Raw genomic sequence first — 24,944 nt, forward strand, 5'->3', positions numbered from 1 at the left:
AAAGTCAACAACACAATATCATGGCTAATCGCTATCAGCCATTAGTTATTTTTGAGAAAAACTCAGAACAGCAATTTTTGTAGGCGCTGCCTAGCTTTCCTCAAACCCTTATTTTTACATTGTGGGCAGTACCCACCTTACGGTTATTCATGGCTCAATCGTAAAGAACTTTGTCGCAAACACCCGGAAGACGGCTTTGCGAAGAGTATTCTGATTCCTCAGTTCTGAGTTCTGCTTGGAAAAATTTAACTAACCAGTCTTTGACGCTGCGGGTAGCGCGGCAGTCATCTTCGTTGTAACGCTGGATGACTTCTAGCAAGCTACGATCGCCTGTTTTTAACCACCGATCATACCAGTAAATACACTTAGCACCACTCGCTTCTGGATCGCGCCACTCAAAACCCAACCAACGAGCGATCGCTTTTAGGGCATAACTTTCTACTGGCAAGGCTACGCTTTGAGTTAATTTATCGTATATATCTACAAACCGATTCAGTATTGGCTGTACAGAAGCATGGGAAGTACGGTAAAGCTTCGCCAGCCGCTTAACTGCATCAGATTCGTAAACACAAAAATGATAAATTGGCGCATCCGGATACTGCCACATCAAATCCAGAAATTGCTGCCAAATCAATTCTTCGTCTTCTGGTTTTTCTGCAAGCAAGGAATAAAAATTTTCCGTATTTGCTTGTCTATCAACAACTAAAATCCCCAACAAGTAATCCAAATTTAAGTCTGGCTGCGCTTCAATATCAAAGTAAAGCTCAATCGGGGTTGTAAATTTATTATTCTGAGTTGATGGCGTTGGCAGTAACTTTTGTTCGTGGCTATGACTTTGCAAATCATCCCTCATCGCCGGAATTGTTGAGTGATACAAGGTAACTGGCAGAAAAGGTAAAATCAGGGGACGATTTTCCAATACAGATTGAGCTTGCAATACAAGTTTGCAAGCAACTTCGCTGTCAAAACCAGGCAGATTTTCCAGTGCCGTTGGATTTGCTTGGGCGAGAGATTCTACTGTGGTAATACCCAATGCCTGTAATTGAGCGTAGCGAACGGGTGTAATTCCTGGTACGAGAGAGAGGTGTTTTTGAGATTGAGCGATCGCATAACAACTGCTGTACCAATGGCAAAGATTGCAGCGTTGCCGACTCATAAATAATTCTGGTGCTGTCACCTCCTCCAAAGTTTGAATCAACTCCTGGAGAATACTATGCATCTGCGGTTTCCATCTCAGTAGATCCACAGAATAATGTTCCTCTTTGCCACGCAAAACTAACGAAGCTATTTTTGGTTCCGCTTGCTGGGCGATCGCCAATACTTGAGCGTGAAATGCCGCTACAACTTGATATTCTTGCTTCGGACGTTTTCCCAGTTCAATATTCACCGGAACGTACATCCAATCTCCAAAACAGGAATTTCCAGGCAGCTTTACCAGTAAATCCGGACGACTTAATAAAGTGTATTTATCAGATTGAAGGCAGGAAGAAGACACAGGGCAATTCTCCGCGTCTCCGTGTCTTTGCGTCTCCGTGTCTTTGCGTCTCCATGTCTTTGCGTCTCCCACTCCCCGCGTCACCGCGTCTTCCCCCATCTCCTCCTCTACCGTCTCAGTTAACTGCAACTGAATATCCGAGTATTGAGCTAGCAACACACCTTGATAAATGCACTCTACTCCTTGCTGCATAAACTCCAGAGTCGCCGCCTGTCCCCTTTGCCAATCTCCCAGTTTATAATCTGGGCGGCGAGAATCCCACTGCCCCAAAACACCTTTCTGATAAACTCTCTTGTCTTGTTGCAGTTTCAGGAGCAAATCATTAGCAGCATCTGTTTGGCTGAAGTCGCCGTGGATATCTAAATAAGAGCGGCGCTTACAACGTTGAAATTGCAGCAGAAGTTCAGCATTTATTAACATTCCTCTAAGCTAACAAGAATTAGCCCTATTTGGAAGTAACCCAGCTAACGAAAATCGTTGTTAATAAAGGTACACTCTTTTTTGGGCAGATGGAAGACAGTATTTTTTTATTTCGCTATTACCTGTGCGATCGCCAACTGCAAACGTGCCTTTTGTTGAATAAGTTGGTCAATTTAGGAACTGACTAACGGATTTTCTCGTAATAATTTCAGTGCCGTCCCCAAAGTTCCAAGTGTAGGTGAGGGTGTCACCGTAGTTGGTAGTGGCGCGGAATGCTTTGTCAGTAAGGGATGTGGTGAATTCGCTGTTATCAAGTGGGGTGGTGTCGATGAACCAGCCGATGCCGTTAGCGTCATCGTCGATGAGGATGGTTCCACCGTTAGGACGACCGTATTGGTCAAATTGGGTGATTTGGGCTTTGGCTAGTTGTCCTGTGGGGAGATCGGTGAAAGAGAAGTTGATGTTGAAGGTGGGATCGAAAAGTGTATTCCAGAGGTTGAGTGAGTTAGAGTTATATGCGTCAATCGATGTAAGAGGTGAGGCATGGAAGAATCTGAGAAAAGAATTATGGAGCGCCAAGAACTGGATCGGCGTATAGAAGTTGGAGACATAGAGTTTATTAACAGATTTTTCAGTACCGATCTCAGCGTTGCAGAACTGGTTGGAAGCTACAATGCTGGGAGGAGGGATTTCTCTGACATCGGATTGTGTAATCTTGACTTGAGTGGAATTAATTTGGCTGGTGCCAATTTGACTGGAGCTAAATTGGTCAGCACTAATCTTAGTAGCGCTAATTTGGCTGGTGCCAACCTGAGTTACACCTACTTGGCCGGAGCTAATCTGAATGGTGCTAACTTGACTAATGCCAATTTGACAAGAGCTATTATGGCTGGGGTTAACTTGGAAAACGCTAACCTCCGAGGAGCTATTAGCAAAGGAATTGAAGACCATCAAGCTTTCTACTGCAATACTGTCATGCCTGATGGCTCCGTTGAGATTGGACCCTATTGGGCTGAAGGTTGAAGAATCTGTAGTACCTGTAGTGCGATCGCCCTCTCTTGTAGGTTGGGTTGAGGAACGAAACCCAACATAATCAACCTTCTTGACTCAATGCATTGACTTATTGCGCTTCATTACATCTTTGCAAATTGAGAATTACGCAAAAACTCTCTCAAACTCTTATTTCTTTGCGTCCTACCCTTACGGGAAGCCGCTCCGCGTCTAATGTGTTCTTTGTGGTACCCTTCGGGAAGCCGCTGTCGCGTCTACGTTTTTCGTTACCGCTCGCTTCATTACATGATGGTTGTGGAGGTGTATAGATGAGGATAACTGCTGAGGAGTTGTTGCAGCGATATGCTGCTGGGGAAAGAGATTTTGTGGGAATTGTGCTAGTACCTTGTGCTAACTTGAGTGATGCTAATTTGAGTAGTGCTAACTTGAGTAAAGCTAGTTTGAGGGAGATTGACCTGAGTAGAGCCAATTTGGAGAGAGCTAATTTGGAGGAGACTGACTTGTCTTTCTCCAGTTTGGTAAAAGCTAATCTCAGGCAAGCTAACCTGAAAGGAGCCTTGCTGCAAGAAACTGCTTTGGCTGACACCATTTTCGAGGAAGCTAATCTTAGGAAATGCTGAAATTGCTTTGTGTTCTATGGTAAGAACCAATTTCAGAGGAGCTGTTTTGGACAATACCTCTTTTACTGAGTGTATGTGCCGTGACACTATTTGGCATGACGGTCGAATTATTAACGATCCCATTAACTAGCGATTAGTGCGATCGCCCTCTCTTATAGGTGAGGTTGAAAAAAGTAGACGCCTATTAACCTCTATTCCTAAAATCAATTAAAGTTTGCAAATAAGCATCCGGCATTCCAATATCAAAAAGCTTTCCTTTCACAACATATCCTGTTATTCCTTCTGCTTGACGCAATTTATCCAGACAGGTTGTGAGTTGAAATTCTCCCCTTTCTCTAAAGTTACTACTAATATTTTCTCCCAGTAAATCAAATATTTTCGGCGTCAATACATATAACCCAAATATGCATAAAAACTCATCTTCTGCTATACCTTCAATACGTAAATGCTGACGTGCATATTCAACAGTAGGTTTTTCGGATACTTGCGTTAGTGAAATAATTGAGTTTTTCTGTTGCCAAACCCCTGTGACGCAACCAGCTTTATAAAGCATATCTGCAGGCATTGTCGTTAAACCAACAACATTTTGATTAACTTGTTTGTAAGTTTCTAATACCTGACGCGCACAAGATATTTTTGTATCAGATGAATAAATATGGTCGCCCAACAACAGCAAAAATGGCTCATTATTTACCCATTCTTTGGCACAGTATACAGCATGACCATAGCCTAGCTGTTCTTTTTGAACCAAAAATTTAATTTTGTCACCCATGTCCACCAGATATTTGCTGTATTTCTGATTTTCTGGCGAAAGTTTCTCAAAAAGTTCTGCTTTAGGTGGAAATTTAAATAAATCTATAAAAGTTCTTTTATCTTCTGGCTGGATGACAATCGCAATTTCTTCAATGCCAGCGCTCAGGGCTTCTTCTATAATTAGCTGAATGGCAGGTTTTGCCCTGCCATCTTTATCAATGATTGGAAAAAGTTCTTTTTTAACAACTTTGGTTGCAGGAAATAATCGAGTGCCAAAACCAGCAGCCGGAATTACAGCTTTTCTAACTTGTTTTTTCTGCATAAATCGTTAATTCTAAACATTGCATTTGTGGAAAATCTCGTTCAATAATTTCAATTAATTTTTGTTGATTTTCTTTGTTTGTAACAATAAACTGTGCTGTGCCATCTCCTTGGGAACCAACGCCTTTGCCACCCAAAATATAAGGTTGAATTGGTTCATAATTTAGCAGTTGATGCAGAATTGGTGCGGTTAATTCTTGAGAGCAAGCCGGAATCAGATGTTTATCAAATTCTGCTTGTGCTTGTTTCATCAAAATGCCAATTTGTTGGGCATCACCTGCTTGCAAGGCACGAACAGCAGCTTGGGTGATTTGATAGCTGACAGAACCGAGATACTTCTGAACATTTGCTTGTACTTCATTACGGGCGAAAGGATAACACTCATTCAGTTTTCTGAGAATTTCCTGAGTATTTTTGCTGGCACCAAGATCCACAATCACAAAAAACAAATCTGTTGGAACACTAAGTTCGATGATATCAGTGCGATCGCCATCAAAGATCATAGCAATGGGACGATTACCGTAAGCACAAGCTTGATCCATCCGCCCGCAACGGGAAGGGGTGGTAATTTCTCCTAGATAGGCACACTCCATCTCCTCTCGGATCGACATCTTTAAGTTATAAACCAGATTAAATGCCCTCGCTACCAGAACGCAAACAGCAGCACTCGATGACAAACCTTTTTGAATTGGTAAATCTGTTCGGTAATTATCAATTTCTAGCCCGCCCACACATTTATCTGACTTGACAAGAAGTTGGTAGGCAACACCAGCAGCATAGCTGAAAAAACCACCTTTTTCGGCTTCGGCAAGCAAAGCTTGTTTTCCCATTGGTAGAGTTAAGGTTTTGCGGCTGCCACCACTGAGACAGGCACTCAGAATCAGTAGATTTGAATGTGGCTTAATTTCAGCATATAGCCCCTGATTCGTACCCACCAGTAGCGTGCAACCTACTTCTAACTCAGAATTGAGACTGCGATAGCCTCCTGCCCAATCACTATGTTCACCAAATAGACACAGGCGTCCTGGAACTAAAATTTTCATATATGTTTTTTATCTTACTTCAGAATCTTTAAACGCTTAGTAATATATTGCTACGGAGATGGGCAAGTTCTTATACCGTCTTTTACTAAGGGTTGAGCTAGGATAACCATATATCTTACTTCTGAGATAGACACTTGTTGCTTGGTTATACTAGTGTCAGTTCAGAAACTGTCACTCACCTAAGTCCCCGTTTTATCTCAGAAAAGATATTCTTGATTTTGTGCAAGGAGTGATACCACTTCACCATATGTTTGCCACAAATTATTTTCGCGATAGACTATAAACAAAGGATTATTGCGAACTTCAAATGTTGCATCAAACAAGTGAATTGGTTCATATTTATACTAAATGCGCTTGAGTTAGCAAAATTCTCAAGCGCATTTACGTATTACTTATTTATACTTGATTCTTTGGTTGACTGTCATTTGCAATTAATTCTGAACCAATAACAAATGACACACATCACTCAGCCCAAGACAAAGTTAATCAGCTTACCAGGCACCACAATCACCTTTTTAACCTCCTTGCCTTCAATATAACGTTGACCAACATCAGATTCACGGGCATACTTCTCTAACTCAACTTTGTCTGCTTGAGCGGGAACTTGAATCGCACCGCGAGTCTTACCCATAATCTGAATTACCAAGGTGATTTCATCGGCAACCAATGCTGCTGGATCGTATTTAGGCCAGCTTGCAGTGTGAACTGAGTTATTATTGCCCAATAAATGCCAAAGTTCATCGGCAATATGGGGTGCAAAAGGTGCCAATAAAACGACTAAAGTCCCAATCCCTTCTGCATAGACTGATGAATCTTTGCAAGTGGCATCATTGAGGGCATTACTTAATTTCATCAATTCAGAAATAGCGGTGTTGAATTGATATTCATCTTCTACGTCTTCACTGACTTCTTTGATAGCAATGTGAATCGCTCGTCGCAAGTCTTTCTCGACTTTTGTCAATTTGCTCGTAGTAACGCTATTAATAGCGTTACTACCAACAGCAATAAACTCAGTTAGCAAGCGCCAAACTCGGTTCAAAAAGCGGAATTGCCCTTCTACATCCGCTTCATCCCATTCCAAGTCTTTTTCTGGTGGTGCTTTAAACAGAATAAACATTCGAGCTGTGTCTACACCATATTTGGCAATTACGTCTTCTGGTGCCACACCATTACCCTTAGACTTGGACATAGTGGCGTAAATGCGTTCTAGTGGTTCACCAGTGTGGGGATCACGGGGATTGGCAGGATCGACTAAATGAGAAGGAACCCATTTATCTTTACCAGATTTATTGGGATTGAAGTAAGTTAAACCTTGCACCATGCCTTGAGTCAATAGGCGTTGGAAGGGTTCATCAAAGTTCAACAAACCTCTATCGCGCAATACTTTAGTAAAGAACCGCGAATACAACAGATGCAAAATCGCGTGTTCGATTCCACCTACGTATTGATCTACGGGCATCCAGTCGTTTACTTTGCCAGGCTCGAAAACCTGCTGTTCATTCTTAGCATCAGTAAAGCGCAAGAAATACCATGAGGAATCAATAAATGTATCCATCGTGTCAGTTTCCCGCTTGGCTGGCGTACCGCAAGTAGGGCAAAGTACATTTACCCAGCTTTCCAAGTTAGCCAAAGGTGAGCCACCACGTCCAGTAAATTCCACATCTTCTGGCAACTTCACAGGCAAATCTTGATCTGGAACTGGCACTGCACCACAGTTAGGACAGTGAATAATGGGGATGGGTGCGCCCCAGTAACGCTGCCGTGAAATCAACCAATCCCGCAGGCGATACTGTACTCGTTCTTTGCCAAAGCCTTGTTTTTCGGCATATTCCACAACTGCTTTTTTGCCATCAGTGGAACTTATACCGTTAAACTGGCTAGAATTCACCATCATTCCTGGATCAGTGTATGCTTCTGTCAACGATACACCTGTATCGCCGCCTTCAGGTACAATTACTACCTTAATTGGCAAATTCTGTTCTTTAGCAAACTTGAAATCCCGCGCATCGTGGGCAGGTACGCCCATAACTGCACCAGTACCATACTCATACAGCACGTAGTCAGCAATCCAGATCGGAATTTCTTCACCTGTAAATGGATTAGTTGCCTTACCACCCGTCGGAATACCCCTCTTTGGCTTATCTTCAGCAGTACGTTCCAACTCACTTTCGTTGGTAACTTCTTGTACAAAGGCTTCTACTGGTGCTTGCTGTTCGGGTGTTGTTACCAGCTTTGTTAAAGGGTGTTCTGGTGCTAACACGACATAGCTAACACCGTAAACTGTATCCGGACGTGTAGTATAGACACCGATTTTTTCTGATCTGCCAACAATGGGAAATTCCAAGTAAGCGCCTGTGGATTTGCCAATCCAGTTAGCTTGCATTAATTTCACACGTTCTGGCCATCCTGGCAACTTGTCCAAGTCATTCAATAATTCTTCGGCATAGTCGGTAATCTTAAAAAACCACTGCCGCAATAATTTCCGTTCGACTTTGGCACCACTGCGCCAGGAACGTCCTTCACTGTCAACTTGTTCATTTGCCAATACAGTTTGATCAATAGGATCCCAGTTGACTGCTGCCTCTTTTTGATAAGCTAAACCCGCTTGGTAAAATTGCAAGAAAATCCACTGCGTCCACTTGTAATAATCTGGCGAACAAGTAGCAACTTCACAGTTCCAATCTATGGACAAACCAAGGCGCTGTAATTGCTGCCGCATCTGCTCGATATTTTGATATGTCCATTTTGTTGGCGGCACACCCCGATCAATAGCAGCGTTTTCTGCGGGCAAGCCAAAGGCATCCCAACCCATCGGATGCAGTACCCGATACCCTTGCATACGCTTGAGACGGGCAATTACATCAGTAATTGTGTAATTACGGACGTGCCCCATATGTAGGCTGCCCGATGGATAGGGAAACATTGACAGGGCATAATATTTGGGCTGATTTATATCTGTGGGAGTTTTATCTAAGCCGAGTTCAGCCCATTTTGTTTGCCATTTTTCCTCAATCGATGCTGGGTTATATCGGGAATCCACCAAAAATTCTCCTACTGGATCTGTAATCTTGTCTGCCTCCATATTTTAGATGGTAAGCACAGGAATTAAGTTGGATAAAAAAGGCAATGACTGAATTCAAAAAAAACTTGTCTGGATTGTTACGAGTATTTGTCTACGGCACCCTTAAACCAGGTGAAGCAAACTATAAAAGCTACTGCGAAGGTAAAGTTATAAATGCTACTGAAGCTTTTGCATTAGGTAAATTATTTGCTTTGCCAGTAGGCTATCCAGCAATGACGCTAGGCCATAGGCCAGTCTACGGATATTTACTGGAATTTTCTTCTGTGGATGTGTTAGCTGAATTAGACGAACTCGAAGATTACTATCCTGCTAGATCTACTTCCGAAAATTTATATAATCGCCAGCAAATAAAAATATACGATCTACAAGGGCGATCGCTTGGTTGGGTTTGGGTATACTTAATGACACCAGAACTGGTTAGCAACTTAGGAGGAACTTTTCTACCTGATGGCTGCTGGAGTAATAATTACAAATAGAGACGCTTTTTAATATAAGTTAATATAAGCGTCTCTATATAAATTTTTTCGATCTGTTAAGAATTATGAAATCCATAGCGTTTCATAATTCTTGATTCAAAATTTTTAACTCCTCACCGTTTGCATACTCAATTGTAATTGTTTTCCAGATCCCCTAATTTAAATTGCTTCTGTTGATTGACTGGATGTTCCGGAGAAGTTTCTGCTGCTTTAGGAATAGCCATAATCGGGTTGTTTATAGCCAGCATTAATGGTGCAACAGCAATAGGCTCAGGATTTGGTTGTGTTTGTTCTACTGATGGTTTGATAGCCAATTGTGGCGCAGTCAGTTTACTACCCGGTACTAGGCCAGATATAGCACCGATGATAGTAGCAGCTATGGCAGTACCTCCTAACACCCAGGCTCTTTGCTCCCGGCGGTGCAAACGACCCATCACTTGCTGAACTGTTTTCTCTAAAGGCTGCTGAGACTGTGGTAGTGGCATAGTCCGCAACCCTTGACGCAGCTTTAAGAGTCTGTCATACAAGCGTTGAACATCTGCATCATTTGCCAGCAATTGTTCTACTTGCTTGCGTTCTGCTGCTGTTACCTCTCCATCGAGATAAGCACTCAATAACTCGAAGCGATCGCGCTTCACCATATCCATAGCACCCGCTAAATCATTGGTATGCTTTTCCTTCTTGTCTGGCAAATCATTGAATTGCAAACAAGAATGGTCGTTAAAGTGATAATCAGTAGTCATCTTAACATTATTACCAATTCACGCACGGGTAGACAGAGTGAACAAACTTAATGAAATTAATCATTCTTTCTCCTGCTGGCCAAGGTTCTCTGCACTTTCTTTAAAAATCTTAATCAAATATAAAATTTTGCCATAAACCTGAGGATACGTAAATTAAACTTAGGTATCTAAATAGTTTTGCAACTGAGTTTGCAATCTAGCTCTGGCTCTGGCTATTCTTGATTTTACTGTCCCTAAAGAAACTCCTGTAATTTCAGCTATTTCTTCATATGCCATGCCCTCAATTTCTCTTAGAACAATGGTGGTACGAAATACTTCTGGCAAATCAGCGATCGCTTCTCGCAATTGTTCGTAAAACTCTCTAGTTGTCAACTCTTCCTCTGGGCCAGGAGTGTCTCCCGCAATTTCCCAATCCATTTCACCATCATCCACCGAACGGGGAGCATCTAGCGATAAGGGACTAACAACTCGCTTGCGTTTACGCAGCTCGTCGTAAAACAAGTTGGTAGCAATGCGACTTAACCAGCCCCGAAATTTAGACGGTTCTTGCAATCGGTTAATATTTCTATACACTCGAATCCACACTTCTTGAGCCAAATCGGCTCTATCAGCCCAATCAGGAGCAAGATGGTATAAAACCCTATCTACTTGGGATTGATAGCGGCGCAACAATTCTGCGAAAGCAGCACGATCGGGACGCAATCCTGCTTGACAGCGCAAAATCAGGTCGTGGTTAGAAAGTTTGTCAACTTGCACTAATGCTTCTGGAAGTGTTGCATCAACCGTTGACCAGGATACAGTAATCGACTGACTCATAGATCGTACTGACTTTAAATCATCCCTATCTATTAGACATACTTAACTGAAGCAGGTTCCTTGTGTAAGTGACGGATTTATGACTGGAACACTGTATACTTTTCAAGATGCATCTTTAGAGTAGACAGTAACGTTACCTATACCTGTGCCACTAATAGTAACTGACTAATTACTCTTGGCTAAAATGCAATGATGATGTACTCAACAGAGTGTAGTTACCAACAACCCAAAGTTAAAATTTTCTAGTATCCGAACCATTATGTCACTTACAATCAAGTCTATTTTGAGGTTTTTTAACAAAAGTGCTTTACTTTTAGCTTAGACTCAATGGCAGAGCGGTTGGTAAGAATTGCTCTACTTATAGCTGAGTCAAAAAAATCACTGTTGTTTTTGCGGCAACCTGACCAAAATAGTTGATGATGGCTCTTGTCGATGTTGATAATTAGCACCACTATCAGGTTGATTGGGTATGCGAACTTGTAAAAACAAATTGAGGGAAAATGTGATTGTTATTGCTAGTAATAATTTTTCCAACATGGTCTTTCTCCCGCCCACACCATACTAATGATTGAATGCTGCACCTGTTGGGTTCCAGGAGAATGACTAATTTCACCTGGATCTTTCAAATCTAGAGGTTGGCAAAAATCTGTATAGCCCTAGTTTGCCCACGAGTAGAAACAAATAGATGATGGAACTGATAAAAGTTTGTAAATTTTTGGTAATCGGATAACCAGGCAATCTAAAAAAGTTTTCAGCGTCAGCTATCTGTAAATACACAACGCGCACACCTTTTTCCTAAAAGGTAGAGTATCTTAGGTAAAAGTGTTAGCAGATTGCTCAGTTCACAGAGTAGTTTGGAGAATATAGAACGATGGTGATGGCAAGAAATGAATCTGTAGCGCGTATAGCAATGCTGCTCTGTTTTGGCACAGCAATTTTGTCTCTTGCTGTCCATTGGCACATTTCTGCTTCTATGACACCTTCTACTAGTTCAGAAACTCAGGGAAGTGGTGCAGCCAGAGCAGCAGATGTTAAGATGCCAAGGAGCTTGATGCCGAATGACACAGGCAAAGTTAATGCCTCTCACCCTATAAAGTCACTCTTGGCTAAAGTTTCAACTCCAAAGGCTCCCTTATTTCCTGCTTCTACTCCCCAGACAAAAGTAGTAGTTGATTTAAGCGATCGCCGCGTTTATGTTTACCGTCTTGGTCAGGTGATTGCCAGTTATCCAACCGGTATTGGTAAAAAAGGTTGGGAAACACCTACAGGTACTTTCGAGATTTCGCAAAAGCGCCTCAACCCTGCCTGGCGTCATCCGATCACGGGCAAAGTATTTCCAGCAGGAGCTGACAGTCCCCTTGGAGATAGATGGATTGGTTTTTGGTCAGATGGACGCAATCAAATTGGGTTTCACGGTACTCCAGATGACGAGCTAGTTGGTTCTGCTGTGTCTCATGGCTGCTTACGTATGCGTAATCCTGATGTTCGCTTATTATACAAACAGGTAGATTTAGGGACACCAGTAGAAGTACGGAATTAGTTGCTGGTTTATTAATGATTATTAATTTTTAAAATCAAGAATTCAGGATATGGACTTAGAATTCAGTAATCTTAGATGAAGAAAGGCAGCTATGCTGGAGGCAGAGGAGCCAGCGCGTTGCAAAGAGAAGCGCCGTGCGGGGGTTCGGTTCCCCCCGTTGTAGACGCCCGGAGGGGTTCCGAAGGTAGGGTGGCGACTTCGGAGGGTTCCCCCCGTTGTAGCACCTGGCGTCAAGTGGCGTCCAAGACGAGGGCTGCCTCACCTCCTGCCATCTGCCCTCTGCCTTATTTTCTACAAACTACCTAAGAGTGTGATTTTTGCTCAAAATTAGGTGCATAGACTTGGAGTAAAGTGCTAACTTGGCGCAGAATTTCGTTCCCGGTGTTTTTACCTAATGCTTGCCGTTCTGGGAAGAAATTTGGTCGATCTAGGTAACGAGCGATCGCCTCACTTACTTGCTGGGCAATCAATTCCTCAAGTTCTGCTTGAGCGCGTTGACGTTGATAGTTAGCACCTTCTTCCGTCGTCGCATACAAAGGCGGTAGGCGGTTGAGGGCGTAAGCGGCAATATCTCCAACATCCAGCGAACTGTCACTAGTAGCTTCAATTTCAGCTACACGAGCGATCGCCTCTGTCAGTACCAATTCTTCCATCACGTTAATAAACTGTTTGCGTGGTACCGCCACCACCTCACCAGTTAATAGTGCTCCCATCAACCGATCCAGTGCCATGTACTCTTCGATGGAGAGTTCACTAGCGTTATCACAAATGCGCCCGACTTCTGCTTCCATTGCTGGTGTAAGATAACCATCCTGGAGAGCTTGTTCTACAATTTTTTCTATACTCATAACGCTCATCTTTTATAAGCCACCCAAGCGAGGTAGGGACGGTACCGATCCAATTTATTCTGCCCAATTACGAGCAGAACATAAACAAAAATTTACTACTTAAATTCTTTATATCGCCAGGGTACAGGATCAACAGATTGGCCATTTACATATAATCCCCAGTGTAAATGGGGACCTGTAGAAGCACCTGTGGAACCCACAGTACCAATCAATTGACCGGGTTTCACAAAATCACCTTCTTTGACATTAATGCGGCTCAAGTGCATAAAAATACTTGTCACTCCTTGACCGTGATCGACGCCAACAACGTTACCATGAACCCGGAAACCTTGGGATACTTTTCCTACCAAAGCGACTCGTCCAGCAGCCGGGGCAACAACAGGCGAACCTGCGGCACCAGCGTAGTCAACGCCACGATGGTAGTAATCATTTGCAAATTTACCATTATAGTAGCGACGTACACCATAGATTGTCGTAATTCTACCTGCATTTGGTTTGCCAAACATCCCATTCCAATATTTTTTTGGTGTTTGTAAGGCTTTAAATTCCGCTACACGTTTGAGTTCGTACTCTGTAGCTTTTACTCCTGCTTTACCAGGGGGTAAAGTAATACGTTGTACAGGGAATTTACGATTCTGTACCAGTACCGATAAGTTTTGTACTTTACCATCTCCTGACACTTGAATTGTTCTGGTTCCAGGCTTTTCTAAAGGCGTTGTGGGAATAAAAGCTCTATACTGATTGGGAGCAACTTCAAAAGCTGGGTAAGTTTTATTTCCGGTTGTAACTTTTGGATTAGAACTAGATCCTGAATTATCTACATTAATAAAAACCGATAGCGTATCTCCCAACTTTGGATTAGAGGGATTTATCTTTACTTGTAAAGCATATGCAGGTAATGCTAAAGCGACAGGAAAAGCGGCAAATATCCCGCCTATGACAATTTTTGCAAGATATTTGCTTTTCGCGTTTGGCACAACTGAATCTAGTAAATGATTGCCTGAATTACTAGCACGATTTTCGGTAGTCATATAGAAATAAGCTTAAACAAATCAAAATTTTACTGCTCAAAAACAGATTAAAGCATTGTATATTAGTTCCTCAACTGCACTGTGCTGATTCAAAAATTGAATTTTTGCAAAGTTTTCTATATTTTTATAAAAAATTAAATTATTATTTATTTTTTTGCATACCTAATAGTTTTTTCTTATATTCAGTAGCATTACTCAAATTCCAAAGGACAAAATTGTTTGTCTTTTATAATTATCGATTTGTAGTGGCTCTGAGTATTAAATCTGAATATAGGTTTACCCAAAAATACCCTTTTATTTCTCATCATCAATCAGGAGCAAATTTGTTTGTCAGTAGTTGATGAGAATAAGAATAAATTACTAATAAAAGTCATATTCTCATACTCATAATTATATAAATACCTGATCCAAACTAAGAGATTTGCTTGAAAAATTCTCGGTTCATCTTGATATACATAAAATTGTCAAAGCTAATAAATTGTCAAGGAGTCAGTTTAACCTAATGACCTGCCTGATACTATTTTGGAAAATGGAATTGGAAATCGCCTTCTTTATCCGGGTTGGGTAAATCCATCTGTTGCAATTATTTTTTAAATTGGTATAAAGATTGAATACGGAGGTGATTAAATTGTTGTGTGCGAAAAGCAATATGTGTGTTATCTTAACAATCGTCAGATAGTCTATCTGATAATTTTTTATACTATCTTGCTGATTTTTATAGATAAATCTACTGCTTAATTATATAGTAGTATGCGACAAAAATTGGATTAAGTGGCAGTGTAGCGTTAGCAATCAACCTGCAAGCACATTATATAAATTTCTAATGAGTTAGATAATAGGTAAAATCTAAATGTCAGAATCCCAAAGTTCATTTGAAAACAACCTCAGTAATTTGAAAGCATGGATGACACGAATTAAGAGTACCTCAGGTAGCTTGAGTACAGATGATGTTTTAGTAACGCTAGAAAATATGGCTATATGGGCTGCAACTTTGGAAGCTGCATTAACCAGAGCTTGTCAACTAGCTTCATCCAGTGAGAACGATCGCGAAGCCAATCAGTTGTATCAACGTCTGATCGAACAAGCAACTCCTAATGTACGAAAGCTTTACGACTCTCTTTAAAGTTTAAATTTTTGTAGAGACGTGCCTGGTATGTCTCTACAGATTTAAAAAATATTAGTAATGGTAATTTGGTATTAAACATCAAAAGACAAAATAGTATTAATATCAATACCTTCACAAAAATCCAACACCCTAGAAGGGTGTCGCTATAAGAACGAAGGCTGCCTCCGCAGACTGCAAGGATTTTAGCCCACCTCAGTGGGCTTTGTTTGTCTAGTCGTAGACGCCAAAGGCGGTGAGGGGGTCGCAGTCTTGGCGGTTCCCGTCACGATTGCGAACCCCCGAACCTGTTCGTCGAAGACGTTCCCGAAGGGTAGGGCTTCCCGTAAGGGTGGCAGTGCGCCCTTGGGGATCTCCCCCCAACCCCCCGTTGTAGCAACTGCCGTCTAGGCTTCCAGCCTGTGGGCGTTTTTGAATATACTAAAAATATTCTTTATATAAAGTATAAATTCATACTTCTGAACCAAGCAAATAATCACTTGGCGAGTAACTTGACAAAGAAAAGGGCTATAACTCTCAAAAATACGTTGTTACAATCAACTGTATGCTGAAGTTAATAGGTCTTAATATTTCTTTGAAAAACTTGTGCAAGAAGATTTTAGGTTAATAGTCGATTTAGTATCAGTTCTAGCCGTTGCAGCCTGTGGAGGATTGCTGGCAGCACTTTTAAGACAACCTGTTTTACTTGGGTATCTAATCGGTGGTATGGTGATTGGTCCTGCCGGTTTGGGACTTATTAAAGAATTAATTCAAGTTGAGACTCTAGCACAGTTCGGCGTTGCCTTTCTATTATTTGCTCTAGGAGTAGAGTTCTCCTTTGCGGAACTCAAAAAAGTCCAAGCGATCGCTCTTGGTGGCGGTGGTTTACAGATTACCCTAACAATTCTAGTTACTGTTTTGGTATGTGGGGTAACGGGAGCTTGGGGAGCCTTACCAGCTAAGGGCGTGTTTTTAGGGGCGATTTTATCTTTGTCTTCGACGGCGGTTGTGCTCAAGTGCTTGATGGAGCGCAATGAAACGGAAACGCCGCACGGACAGGTAATGCTAGGTATTCTAGTGGTGCAGGATTTAGCCTTGGGGCTAATGCTTGCTGTCTTGCCAGCTCTGCATCAACCAGGAGAAGCAATTGGAATTGCAGTTCTGACAGCTTTAGCTCGAATTAGTTTATTTGCTGCGGGTGCGGTGATTGCTGGTAAGTGGCTGATTCCACCTTTGTTGCGATTGCTAGCCCGTACGGAAAGCCGAGAGTTATTTTTATTGGGGGTGGTGGCACTGTGTTTGGGAATTGCCCTCCTGACAGAGTATTTAGGGCTGTCGATTGAAATGGGGGCATTTGTCGCGGGTTTGATGATTTCGGAAGTCGAGTATGCCGATCAAACTCTGACTTATGTGGAACCTCTACGAGACATATTTGCCAGTTTATTCTTTGCCTCGATTGGGATGTTAATCGATCCACTATTTTTGTGGAATCATCTGGAATTGATTCTGGGGCTAGTAGCACTCGTATTTATTGGTAAATTTTTAATTATTACGCCATTAGTAAAGTTATTCCGCTATCCTCTCAAAACAGCATTAATTACTGGCTTTGGATTGGCTCAAATTGGGGAATTTTCCTTTGTGCTTGCTAGTGAGGGACAAGCACTAGGATTAGTTTCTCGACAAATATATTTAATGATTTTAGGAACAACAGCAGTAACATTAGTACTTACCCCTTTTGTACTGCGATTGGTACCAATCGTATTTGACTGGGCTGAATCAATGCCTTGGCTGAAGCCCTATTTAAGTGGGGAAGGCAAGCCGCTAGAAGTTTCTGACGAACTCCCAATCAAGGATCATGTGGTAGTCTGCGGCTATGGGCGAGTAGGTAAGAACTTAGTCAAGTTGTTACAGCAGCATAACCTACCTGTGGTGGTGATAGACCAATCTGAAAGCAGAATTCAGCAGTTGCGCGAAGCTGGTGTACCTTATGTTTACGGAAATTGCGTGAGTTTTCACGTTCTAGAAACTGCTGGTGTCAATCAAGCCAAAGGAATGGCGATCGCACTTCCCGATCCAATGAGTATTCGTCTTAGCCTCAAACGCGCCTTAGAATTATCTCCCGAACTAGATGTAGTTGTTCGTGCCATTAACGATAAAAATATTGAAGTACTTTACCAATTAGGGGCGCGGGAAGTCGTACAACCAGAGTTTGAAGCCAGTTTGGAAATGGCAACCTACATTTTAACTGTTGTCGGATTCTCAAATACTGTGGTGCAACGAGAAATGCAACAAATCCGCAATCGCCATTATCTCGATTTGCAACCAGAACAGTCAGCCTCTCAAGTTTCTCGCCACCTGCGCCAAGCTACTCAAGATTTGAACAGCCGTTGGTATCCTCTCCCAGATGGATCGCCCTTGACTGGCATGAGTTTAGAAGAAGCGGATATGCGTTATTTAACAGGGGTAAGCTTGATGGCTATTCGCCGCACGAATGGCGAAGAAATAGATTATCCCAGTACTGGTACTAAGTTAGAAAAAGGCGATCGCCTGTTAGTGGTGGGTTCTGACGAGGAACTCGCTGCTTTAAATGAATTTGCCTTGGGTAGAGCAGCTGTTCCCACAGACAACAGCGCTTGTCAGTGGGTGACACTCAATGCTGATTGTCCTGTGCTTGGTAAACACCTAGCAGATTTGGATATCTTCCAACAATTGGGTGTACAGGTGCAGGCAATCCGACGAGATGGCAAGTTTATCCGCTTTCCAGATGGCAAAATCAGCTTGCAAGTCCGCGATCAATTACTATTGTGCGGTAGCTTGCAAAGTCTCAATCAACTAGAACAGCTGCTTACACCAAAAACTGAACAACCACTATCTATCCCAGTAGTCAAAGCTTCTGAAGCGGATGCTCTGAAAGAATATTTACCTACGGATAGTGTGTGGGATTAGTAATTTTTAAGAAGGCAGTCGTGATGAAACTTGTTTCATCACCAAAGATGAAAAAGGTTTTTTCTCTTACACCCCCAAACCCTTATACACGCCAGGTGACGCCAGTCGCTACAACGCGCTTAACCCGCAAGGGCGCGCTGGCTCCTTTATGCTGGGAAACCCGTCTACCCTCCGGGTACCCGGAGGGAACGCCAAGAGCGTACAGCAGTCCCCCATTGCCGGGAACCGCCTTTGGTGGTGGGCTGCTTCACCGCACTGGCTCCCCTACCCCTCTTTCAAGTCAGAGGGCAGAAGGGAAGTAAGGTAATTAATTGTTCTGTTCCCCGTTACCTGTTCCCTGCCTTGGTGTACGCACCTCAGCAAGGGCTACTTATTAATTCTTTGTAATTCTTATGTAGGCGATCGCTTGCCTCCAAATCAGAGTCTGCTGGCTGTGTTCATCCACAAGGCAGATACTATGGTGATCTTGCCAAATAACTTTTCCAGTCAACATCTCATTAGTTAGCAGTTTGATTTCGGTAGGTAATGCTTGTTTAATCAGATTTTGTAATTGCCTATTACTAGGCAGTGAGGTGTCAAATTCCGTAATCATAGTCATTAATAATTACTCACGAAGTCATTAGCCACTGACGCATGACTAATGAGATAGGAGAAAACACAAATATAGTTCATCAATTTTGGAAATGGCAATCGAATTTACTAAGTATCATGGTTTGGGTAATGATTTCATCTTGATTGACAATCGCTTGTCATCTACTCCTGTATTGACTCCAGAGCAAGCACAGCAGTTGTGCGATCGCCACTTTGGCATCGGTGCTGATGGTGTTATTTTTGCTCTGCCTGGGGAAAATTGCACGGATTACACCATGCGGATTTTTAACTCTGATGGTTCGGAACCAGAAATGTGTGGCAATGGCATTCGCTGCCTAGCTGCTTTTTTGGCTGACTTAGAGGGAAATTCACGAACAAGCAATCAATATCGCATTCACACCCTCGCTGGTATGATCGTCCCTCAACTAATGAGCAATGATCAAGTCAAGGTAGATATGGGTATACCCAAGCTACTTGCTAATGAAATTCCCACAACTTTGTGTTCCACTAGTGAAAAAGTAATTAGTCAGCCACTAGAAGTAGCAGGGAAAACTTGGGAAGTTACTTGTGTAAGTATGGGAAACCCCCACTGCATTACTTTTGTGGAAGATGTAGCAGCAATTCCTTTGGAAACTATTGGCTCCCAATTTGAACATCACCCTGTTTTTCCTCAGCGCACAAATACTGAATTCATTCAAGTAGTACGCCCAGACTACTTAAAAATGCGAGTCTGGGAGCGCGGTGCTGGTATTACTCTCGCTTGCGGTACTGGCGCATGTGCGTCATTAGTTGCTGGAGTGTTAACAGACAGATGCGATCGCACTGCTACAGTAGAACTTCCTGGAGGCTGTTTGCAAATTGAATGGTCAGAAATCAACCAACATATTTACATGACCGGGCCTGCCACGCAAGTTTTTCAAGGAAGATATGAAATATAGGGTGATATGGTAATGTAATTTTTTTGGTTGTCTGTAGTTGATTCGTGGTTGGTTACTCCCCCTAACCACCACTGACAGCAGATCTTATTCTTCCACTACCCCTCTCACACTCTAAAAATACTTGTGCTGGTTGAGCGCGATCATCAATCTTATATGCTTCGATGCGGTGGAGTGATAAAGCAACGCCATCACAGCACAAACAAGCACAGACAAGAACCAGCAATTTTTTTAAGTTCAAGAATAACGATAGATTCAGCAATCTTAAGTTATAGACAACAGATCCTGCTAAATTCTCAAACTCTTCGTAATTGATAGCAACATCAACAGTACATAATAGTTTAGTTAGCACATTGCTCAGTAATTCCACGTTCAGTGTTTTATCTTTAACTAAGAGAATATTCATGGCGGTTATAGACCGCTTATTAACTAGATTTTTTACAAATAGAGAAAAAAACTTTATCGTTTCTTCCTAACAATGAATATATTAGTATTGGTAATTTAAGTCAAATTTAAAACACCATTAAAAGCTAAAAAGCTTTTAAAAGGACTTTTTTACGTATAAACACTTAGTAAAAGTTTTGTTAACTTACATAAACTCGCAAAAAATCTTTTATAGCAGTATAATTACTGTAAAAAAATACCTTTAGCTACGTAAACTTAATTTAAATAGGCAAAATAATCATCTGTATGAGTAGCGGTGTTTACCTGATTTAAGATGGAAATAGGCTAGTTGCCATGAAACAAGAGCTTTATAAATCAGAAGCTTTGCTAGGGAAGTTACTCACTCACTATTCAAACTTATTAGTAGTAATCCCGATTAGGGGTGCGTTATAACGAAGCGTAACGCACCTTACTAAAGAGAAGATTTACTTAATCAATGGTCTTTTAGTGACTAGTGTAGATGTTGCTGGAGGCAAGTTTTAAAAGCTCGAATCGCCTGACTTCTACCAGCACTTAGACTTTGTTTTACATATTGATTAATCAGTTCAATAATCGGGATATCAGGAAAGTTAGGGCTGAAATTAGTTTCTATAGATTTACCCTGCTCTAGCAAGTTAATTTGTAATCCCTGCTGTGTATATCGCCAAAGTTCAGGTACTCCTAAAATTTGGTAGTTATCAAATCTAGTGCGGGAAGTAATATCAATCTCTATCGCTAAATCTGGTGGGGGGTCTATAGTCAAATCTATACGATTTTTACCAATCACAGCAGCATAATTCTGAATGTAAAAACAAGCATTTGGTTCGACTGCTTGATTCATATACTTATTTTTAAAGGTTGTTGAACCTAAAGACTCAAAAATAATTTGTAATTCTTCTAAAATAATTTTTACTAAATCCCCAATAAACTCTTTCTCTTTTTCATGTTCAGGCAAGGGAACCATAATTTCTAGCCAGCCATTACTATAAGAAAGACGTGCAGCACGATTTACCCCAATTCCTCTAAAATATTTTCTAACTGCTGCCAACTAATATCTTTAAGCAACGTTTGTTGCCCTGGTTTGACAATAATTTGTTGCAGTTCTAAAAGCATATAGTATTAAGAGGGTATAGTTCCCTGCCACCAAAGTTATCTCTAATTGTAATTTACACTCTCACTTGATATGCCCTTTACTTGCATACAGGTTATTGTTACGAATTACAACAGAAGAATAGCTAATTTTTATGGCGATCTAGTAATACAACCAGCGATCGCTGATATCGTTTTCATGCATACAGCTCACCCATTCGGGTGAATGCGATCACACCTAGCAGCATTTACCCTAAAAATAGGGACACTTTTAATTCTGCTGGTAGTAATCTCAAGACTTTAAAAACTGCCACAATACCCATACACAACTTGTCCCAATCCATCAGTTGCTTAATATATAGAGTCAAAAAGTGGATGAAACTGTGAAAGCGCTGCATATATTGGATTTTCAGCCAAGAGCATTGCCGCTACTAGAAAAAATTGCTGCTAATATACCGGGGATAATTTTTCAATTTTTACAGCAGCAGGATGGTTTTCAAAGAGTGGTTTACATTAGCTCTGGTTGTCGGGAGTTGTACGAAATAGAACCAGAAGTAGTGCAGAAAAATTTTCAGGTTTTGTACAAACTTCTTCATCCAGAAGATATAAAAGCTTTTGCAGAATCGGTAAGTAGCTCTTATATTACAGGGGAACCTTGGTGCTGGGAAGGACGGATTGTGACTCCTAGCGGCAAACTCAAATGGATTCAAGGTGCTTCTCGTCCAGAAAAGCAACCTAACGGCGATATTATTTGGGATGGGTTACTCATGGATATTACAGATCGGAAGCTGACAGAGGAAAAATTGCGAGAGAGCGAGGCACGCTATAAAGCAATTTTGGATGCTATTCCCGATCTGATGTTTCGCATTAGCCGTAATGGAGAGTATCTAGATTGTAAAGAGCAGGGTGCAAATGTAACTATTCCTAGAGCAGAAGTACTTGGCAAACGTGTGCAGGATTTATTACCCCCACACGTGGCTTTGATTTGCCAAGAGGCGATCGCTAAAACTTTGGATAGTGAGAGTTTACAAACTTGCGAATACCAACTGCCATCACCTTCAGGAATGCGAGATTATGAGGCGAGATTAGTAAAAAGTGGTAAAGACGAAGTACTGGCAATTGTCCGAGATATCACTGAACGCAAACAAGCAGAAGTGAAATTGCAAAGTCTTGCCCAAAAGTTTGCTAAAGCTTTTCGTTGTAGTCCCAATCCAATTACAATTAGCACTCTACAAGAAGGACGTTACGTAGAAGTTAATGATAGTTTTGTACAACTTAGTGGTTATGATCGCTTGGAAGCAATCGGTCATACTGCTTTTGAGTTAAATGTTTGGGTACATGAAAGCGATCGCACAAAACTATTACAACAACTACAACTACAAGGAGCCATTCGCAACCAGGAATTTACATTTCGCAAAAAGTCTGGCGAGTTGATTTTAGTGCAACTTTCTGCCGAAATCATTGACTTAGATGGAACACCTTGTCTACTCACTATTAGTCAAGACATCACAGAGCGCAAACAAGCAGAACTTGCTCTGAGAGAATCTGAGGAAAAATTTTCTAAAGCCTTTCGTTCTAGTCCGATCCCAATTACTATTCTCAAACTTGAAGATGGACGATATATTGATGTTAACGATGCATTTTTGGCAATAACAGGTTTTAGTCGAGAAGAAGTAATTAACTGTACCCCTAGCGAGTTAAATATTTGGACAAATTCTGAAGATGGCGACAGAATTCAAAGTTTATTACAACAACAAGGATTTATTCGTAATTTAGAAACTGAAATTCATAGCAAATCAGGTGAGCCAAGAGTAGTATTATTTTCTGCTGAGATTATTACCATTGGTGGTGAATTTTGTATGCTTTGCGTCACCAATGATATTACTGAACGCAAGCATGCAGAAGAATTACTACGTCTATCTTCTCGGCGCGATCGCTTGTTAGCAGAAACGCTAGTACAAATTCGGCATTCACTCAATCTCGACCACATTATACAAACTACTGTCAACGAAGTTCGGCAATTTTTACAGGCAGACAGAGTATTTCTTGCTATTAATAATATGTATGCTAAACCTAAAATTCTTGCCGAATCACTAAATCCTAAATATCCATCAATTCTAGACTGGAAAAGCGATGAAGCGATTTTGCAAGAATTGAGAACGCTATTAAAAACCGAGAAAGTGCGTGTAGTTGAAGATATTACTCAAGTGGCAGTATCTCCCAAACTTGCAGCACTATATCAAAAATTCCAAACAAGAGCCGCCTTAGCTGTACCAATTATGCTGGGCAAGGAATTTTTTGGGGCATTAATTGCAAATTCTTGTGGCAAACCACGTCATTGGCAACCAATGGAAATAGATTTGCTCCAGCAGATGTCAGAACAACTGGGCATTGCGATTCAACAAGCACAACTGTACCGACAATTAGAAGAACTCAACACAAATTTAGAACGTCAAGTAGAAGAGCGTACTGCCCAATTACGGCAAAAAATGCGAGAGCTACAAGAAATTCATCGGGTTAAAGATGTGGTGTTGCACACAGTCTCCCATGATTTACGGACTTCTGTGATGGGCAATTTGATGGTACTACAGAATCTGCTTAATCAGGGGGTAGGGACTAGGGACAAAGAAGAGGACAAGGGGAAGGAAAGAGGAGCCAGTACTCAACTAGGGTTGCCCGGCATAAAGGAGCCAGGGCGTTGGGCTAGTTCCCCGACTTGTAGCAACTGGCGTCAACTGACGTGGGAAGACAAAGAGCAAGAAGATGAATCACAATTCTCCTTGTCCGCGTGTCCGCGTGTCCCCATGTCCTATTCTATACCCGTTTCCAGTTCAATTATTGAGCGGATGATTGAGGGTAACGATCGCCAACTGCGGATGATTGACTTGTTACTAGAAATTCATTCTAGTGAGTCACAGGGAATTATCTTGCATCGAGAAGCAGTCAAATTTAACAAATTAACAGAGGTAGTTCTCAAAGATGTGGAGCCAATTTTAAAGCAAAATCAAGCCTCTTGCCACAAATTGCTTCCTCAAGATTTACCGTTAGTGTTTGCCGATCCAACACAATTACAGAAAGTATTTGTAAATTTGTTTACCCACAGCTTGCAAAAAAATCCGCCAGGAGTAAAACTAAAACTCTCTGTAAAAGTGGAAGCAGAAATGATTCGCTGTACTATTCAAGACAACGGTACTCCACTGAATAAGCTAGAGTGCGATCGCCTATTTGACTTATATGTACGCGAGCCGCAAGCCCGTTGTTCCACAGACATTGGCTTAAGAATGTATCTTTGCAAGCAAATTATTAAAGCTCATGGTGGTGAAATTGGCGTCAACAGTAACCGCAAGCAGGGGGTAACTTTTTGGTTCACCCTGCCCTTGGCAATTCCATCAAAAGTGGTGAGTGATTAGTACAGTTTTTTGCGACTGCATAAGCTATCTTCGGCTTGTTGGAGATAGTAAAAATGCTCTCACAAATTTTCAATTAAGAAACTCCTGTACATATTCTTATTCAGACTAGTCTAGTAATATCAATCATTTTGAGAACTAGTTTTATTTACCTTTCTTATGGGGTAATAACTAACTTAAGAAATGACTTTTGTTTGTAGCACCAGCGAATTGTTAGGGCAAGCTGAAAGATGTGAAAGTACCTTCAAGAAT

The 24,944-nt window shown here is 41.5% G+C and carries 23 protein-coding genes and 1 pseudogene; 10 read left to right on the forward strand and 14 right to left on the reverse strand.

Annotation, left to right across the window (positions count from 1 at the left end; all coding sequences use genetic code 11):
- Window positions 1-154: 154 nt before the first annotated feature.
- On the reverse strand, window positions 155-1,915 hold the full coding sequence (locus QUB80_RS02100; RefSeq protein ID WP_289787832.1) for a TM0106 family RecB-like putative nuclease: 1,761 nt from the start codon (window positions 1,913-1,915) through the stop codon (window positions 155-157).
- A gap of 173 nt (window positions 1,916-2,088) precedes the next feature.
- A complete protein-coding gene (locus tag QUB80_RS02105; RefSeq protein WP_289787833.1) occupies window positions 2,089-2,316 on the reverse strand; it encodes a hypothetical protein in 228 nt (75 codons plus the stop codon).
- A gap of 166 nt (window positions 2,317-2,482) precedes the next feature.
- On the opposite strand from QUB80_RS02105, the gene QUB80_RS02110 reads away from it, so the two are divergent.
- Window positions 2,483-2,938, forward strand: a complete 456-nt coding sequence (locus tag QUB80_RS02110) for a pentapeptide repeat-containing protein (RefSeq protein WP_289788121.1) — start codon at window positions 2,483-2,485, stop codon at window positions 2,936-2,938.
- A gap of 296 nt (window positions 2,939-3,234) precedes the next feature.
- Window positions 3,235-3,546, forward strand: coding sequence for a pentapeptide repeat-containing protein (locus QUB80_RS02115; protein ID WP_289787834.1), 312 nt, complete (start codon window positions 3,235-3,237; stop codon window positions 3,544-3,546).
- Window positions 3,547-3,730: 184 nt separating this feature from the next.
- Here the strand turns inward: QUB80_RS02115 and QUB80_RS02120 are convergent, their stop codons facing one another.
- From QUB80_RS02120 to leuS, 3 genes are all read right to left on the reverse strand, one after another.
- On the reverse strand, window positions 3,731-4,621 hold the full coding sequence (locus tag QUB80_RS02120; RefSeq protein WP_289787835.1) for a UTP--glucose-1-phosphate uridylyltransferase: 891 nt from the start codon (window positions 4,619-4,621) through the stop codon (window positions 3,731-3,733).
- A complete protein-coding gene (locus tag QUB80_RS02125; RefSeq protein WP_289787836.1) occupies window positions 4,602-5,663 on the reverse strand; it encodes a mevalonate kinase family protein in 1,062 nt (353 codons plus the stop codon). Before QUB80_RS02125 ends, QUB80_RS02120 begins: the two co-directional genes overlap by 20 nt.
- Window positions 5,664-6,129: 466 nt before the next feature.
- Window positions 6,130-8,745, reverse strand: a complete 2,616-nt coding sequence (gene leuS, locus QUB80_RS02130) for a leucine--tRNA ligase (RefSeq protein ID WP_289787837.1) — start codon at window positions 8,743-8,745, stop codon at window positions 6,130-6,132.
- Between the two features lie 44 nt (window positions 8,746-8,789).
- Between leuS and QUB80_RS02135 the strand changes: the two genes are divergently transcribed.
- Complete coding sequence (locus QUB80_RS02135; protein WP_289787838.1) at window positions 8,790-9,221, forward strand: gamma-glutamylcyclotransferase family protein; 432 nt, start codon at window positions 8,790-8,792, stop codon at window positions 9,219-9,221.
- A gap of 128 nt (window positions 9,222-9,349) precedes the next feature.
- Here the strand turns inward: QUB80_RS02135 and QUB80_RS02140 are convergent, their stop codons facing one another.
- From QUB80_RS02140 to QUB80_RS02150, 3 genes are all read right to left on the reverse strand, one after another.
- Window positions 9,350-9,964 (reverse strand): anti-sigma factor family protein, encoded by a 615-nt coding sequence (locus QUB80_RS02140; protein ID WP_289787839.1) that lies wholly within the window; start codon window positions 9,962-9,964, stop codon window positions 9,350-9,352.
- A gap of 159 nt (window positions 9,965-10,123) precedes the next feature.
- Window positions 10,124-10,780 (reverse strand): RNA polymerase sigma factor SigG, encoded by a 657-nt coding sequence (sigG, locus tag QUB80_RS02145; protein ID WP_016878042.1) that lies wholly within the window; start codon window positions 10,778-10,780, stop codon window positions 10,124-10,126.
- Between the two features lie 378 nt (window positions 10,781-11,158).
- Window positions 11,159-11,317: a QAALIT motif small membrane protein gene (locus tag QUB80_RS02150; RefSeq protein WP_289787840.1), complete on the reverse strand. Its 159-nt coding sequence runs from the start codon at window positions 11,315-11,317 to the stop codon at window positions 11,159-11,161.
- Between the two features lie 334 nt (window positions 11,318-11,651).
- Here QUB80_RS02150 and QUB80_RS02155 point away from each other — a divergent pair, with 334 nt between their 5' ends.
- Both QUB80_RS02155 and QUB80_RS02160 read left to right on the forward strand, forming a co-directional pair.
- Window positions 11,652-12,320, forward strand: a complete 669-nt coding sequence (locus tag QUB80_RS02155; protein ID WP_289787841.1) for a L,D-transpeptidase — start codon at window positions 11,652-11,654, stop codon at window positions 12,318-12,320.
- Between the two features lie 75 nt (window positions 12,321-12,395).
- Window positions 12,396-12,626: a hypothetical protein gene (locus QUB80_RS02160; protein ID WP_289787842.1), complete on the forward strand. Its 231-nt coding sequence runs from the start codon at window positions 12,396-12,398 to the stop codon at window positions 12,624-12,626.
- Here the strand turns inward: QUB80_RS02160 and QUB80_RS02165 are convergent.
- Complete coding sequence (locus QUB80_RS02165; protein ID WP_289787843.1) at window positions 12,623-13,168, reverse strand: late competence development ComFB family protein; 546 nt, start codon at window positions 13,166-13,168, stop codon at window positions 12,623-12,625. The two genes, QUB80_RS02160 and QUB80_RS02165, sit on opposite strands and share 4 nt — an antisense overlap.
- 95 nt (window positions 13,169-13,263) lie before the next feature.
- Window positions 13,264-14,199, reverse strand: coding sequence for a M23 family metallopeptidase (locus QUB80_RS02170; RefSeq protein WP_289787844.1), 936 nt, complete (start codon window positions 14,197-14,199; stop codon window positions 13,264-13,266).
- A gap of 850 nt (window positions 14,200-15,049) precedes the next feature.
- On the opposite strand from QUB80_RS02170, the gene QUB80_RS02175 reads away from it, so the two are divergent.
- A complete protein-coding gene (locus tag QUB80_RS02175; RefSeq protein WP_289787845.1) occupies window positions 15,050-15,322 on the forward strand; it encodes a hypothetical protein in 273 nt (90 codons plus the stop codon).
- A 213-nt stretch (window positions 15,323-15,535) separates the two neighbouring features.
- Here QUB80_RS02175 and QUB80_RS02180 read toward each other — a convergent pair whose 3' ends face one another.
- The gene (locus QUB80_RS02180; RefSeq protein ID WP_289787846.1) at window positions 15,536-15,685 is read right to left on the reverse strand and encodes a hypothetical protein; all 150 of its coding nucleotides are present in this window, start codon (window positions 15,683-15,685) and stop codon (window positions 15,536-15,538) included.
- A gap of 222 nt (window positions 15,686-15,907) precedes the next feature.
- On the opposite strand from QUB80_RS02180, the gene QUB80_RS02185 reads away from it, so the two are divergent.
- Entirely contained in the window at window positions 15,908-18,247 is a 2,340-nt protein-coding gene (locus QUB80_RS02185; RefSeq protein ID WP_289787847.1) for a monovalent cation:proton antiporter family protein, read from the forward strand.
- A 23-nt stretch (window positions 18,248-18,270) separates the two neighbouring features.
- Window positions 18,271-18,549: a hypothetical protein gene (locus tag QUB80_RS02190; protein WP_289787848.1), complete on the forward strand. Its 279-nt coding sequence runs from the start codon at window positions 18,271-18,273 to the stop codon at window positions 18,547-18,549.
- Window positions 18,550-18,620: 71 nt separating this feature from the next.
- Here the strand turns inward: QUB80_RS02190 and QUB80_RS02195 are convergent, their stop codons facing one another.
- Window positions 18,621-18,839, reverse strand: coding sequence for an Hfq-related RNA-binding protein (locus QUB80_RS02195; protein ID WP_289788122.1), 219 nt, complete (start codon window positions 18,837-18,839; stop codon window positions 18,621-18,623).
- A gap of 91 nt (window positions 18,840-18,930) precedes the next feature.
- Between QUB80_RS02195 and dapF the strand changes: the two genes are divergently transcribed.
- Window positions 18,931-19,776: a diaminopimelate epimerase gene (dapF, locus tag QUB80_RS02200; protein ID WP_289787849.1), complete on the forward strand. Its 846-nt coding sequence runs from the start codon at window positions 18,931-18,933 to the stop codon at window positions 19,774-19,776.
- A 61-nt stretch (window positions 19,777-19,837) separates the two neighbouring features.
- Here the strand turns inward: dapF and QUB80_RS02205 are convergent, their stop codons facing one another.
- Both QUB80_RS02205 and QUB80_RS02210 read right to left on the reverse strand, forming a co-directional pair.
- Complete coding sequence (locus QUB80_RS02205; RefSeq protein ID WP_289787850.1) at window positions 19,838-20,179, reverse strand: hypothetical protein; 342 nt, start codon at window positions 20,177-20,179, stop codon at window positions 19,838-19,840.
- Between the two features lie 489 nt (window positions 20,180-20,668).
- Window positions 20,669-21,309: pseudogene (locus QUB80_RS02210) on the reverse strand (Uma2 family endonuclease).
- A gap of 347 nt (window positions 21,310-21,656) precedes the next feature.
- Here QUB80_RS02210 and QUB80_RS02215 point away from each other — a divergent pair.
- Window positions 21,657-24,695, forward strand: coding sequence for a sensor histidine kinase (locus tag QUB80_RS02215; protein ID WP_289787851.1), 3,039 nt, complete (start codon window positions 21,657-21,659; stop codon window positions 24,693-24,695).
- Window positions 24,696-24,944: the final 249 nt, after the last annotated feature.

The sequence above is a fragment of the Chlorogloeopsis sp. ULAP01 genome, assembly GCF_030381805.1.
Taxonomy (GTDB): domain Bacteria; phylum Cyanobacteriota; class Cyanobacteriia; order Cyanobacteriales; family Nostocaceae; genus Chlorogloeopsis.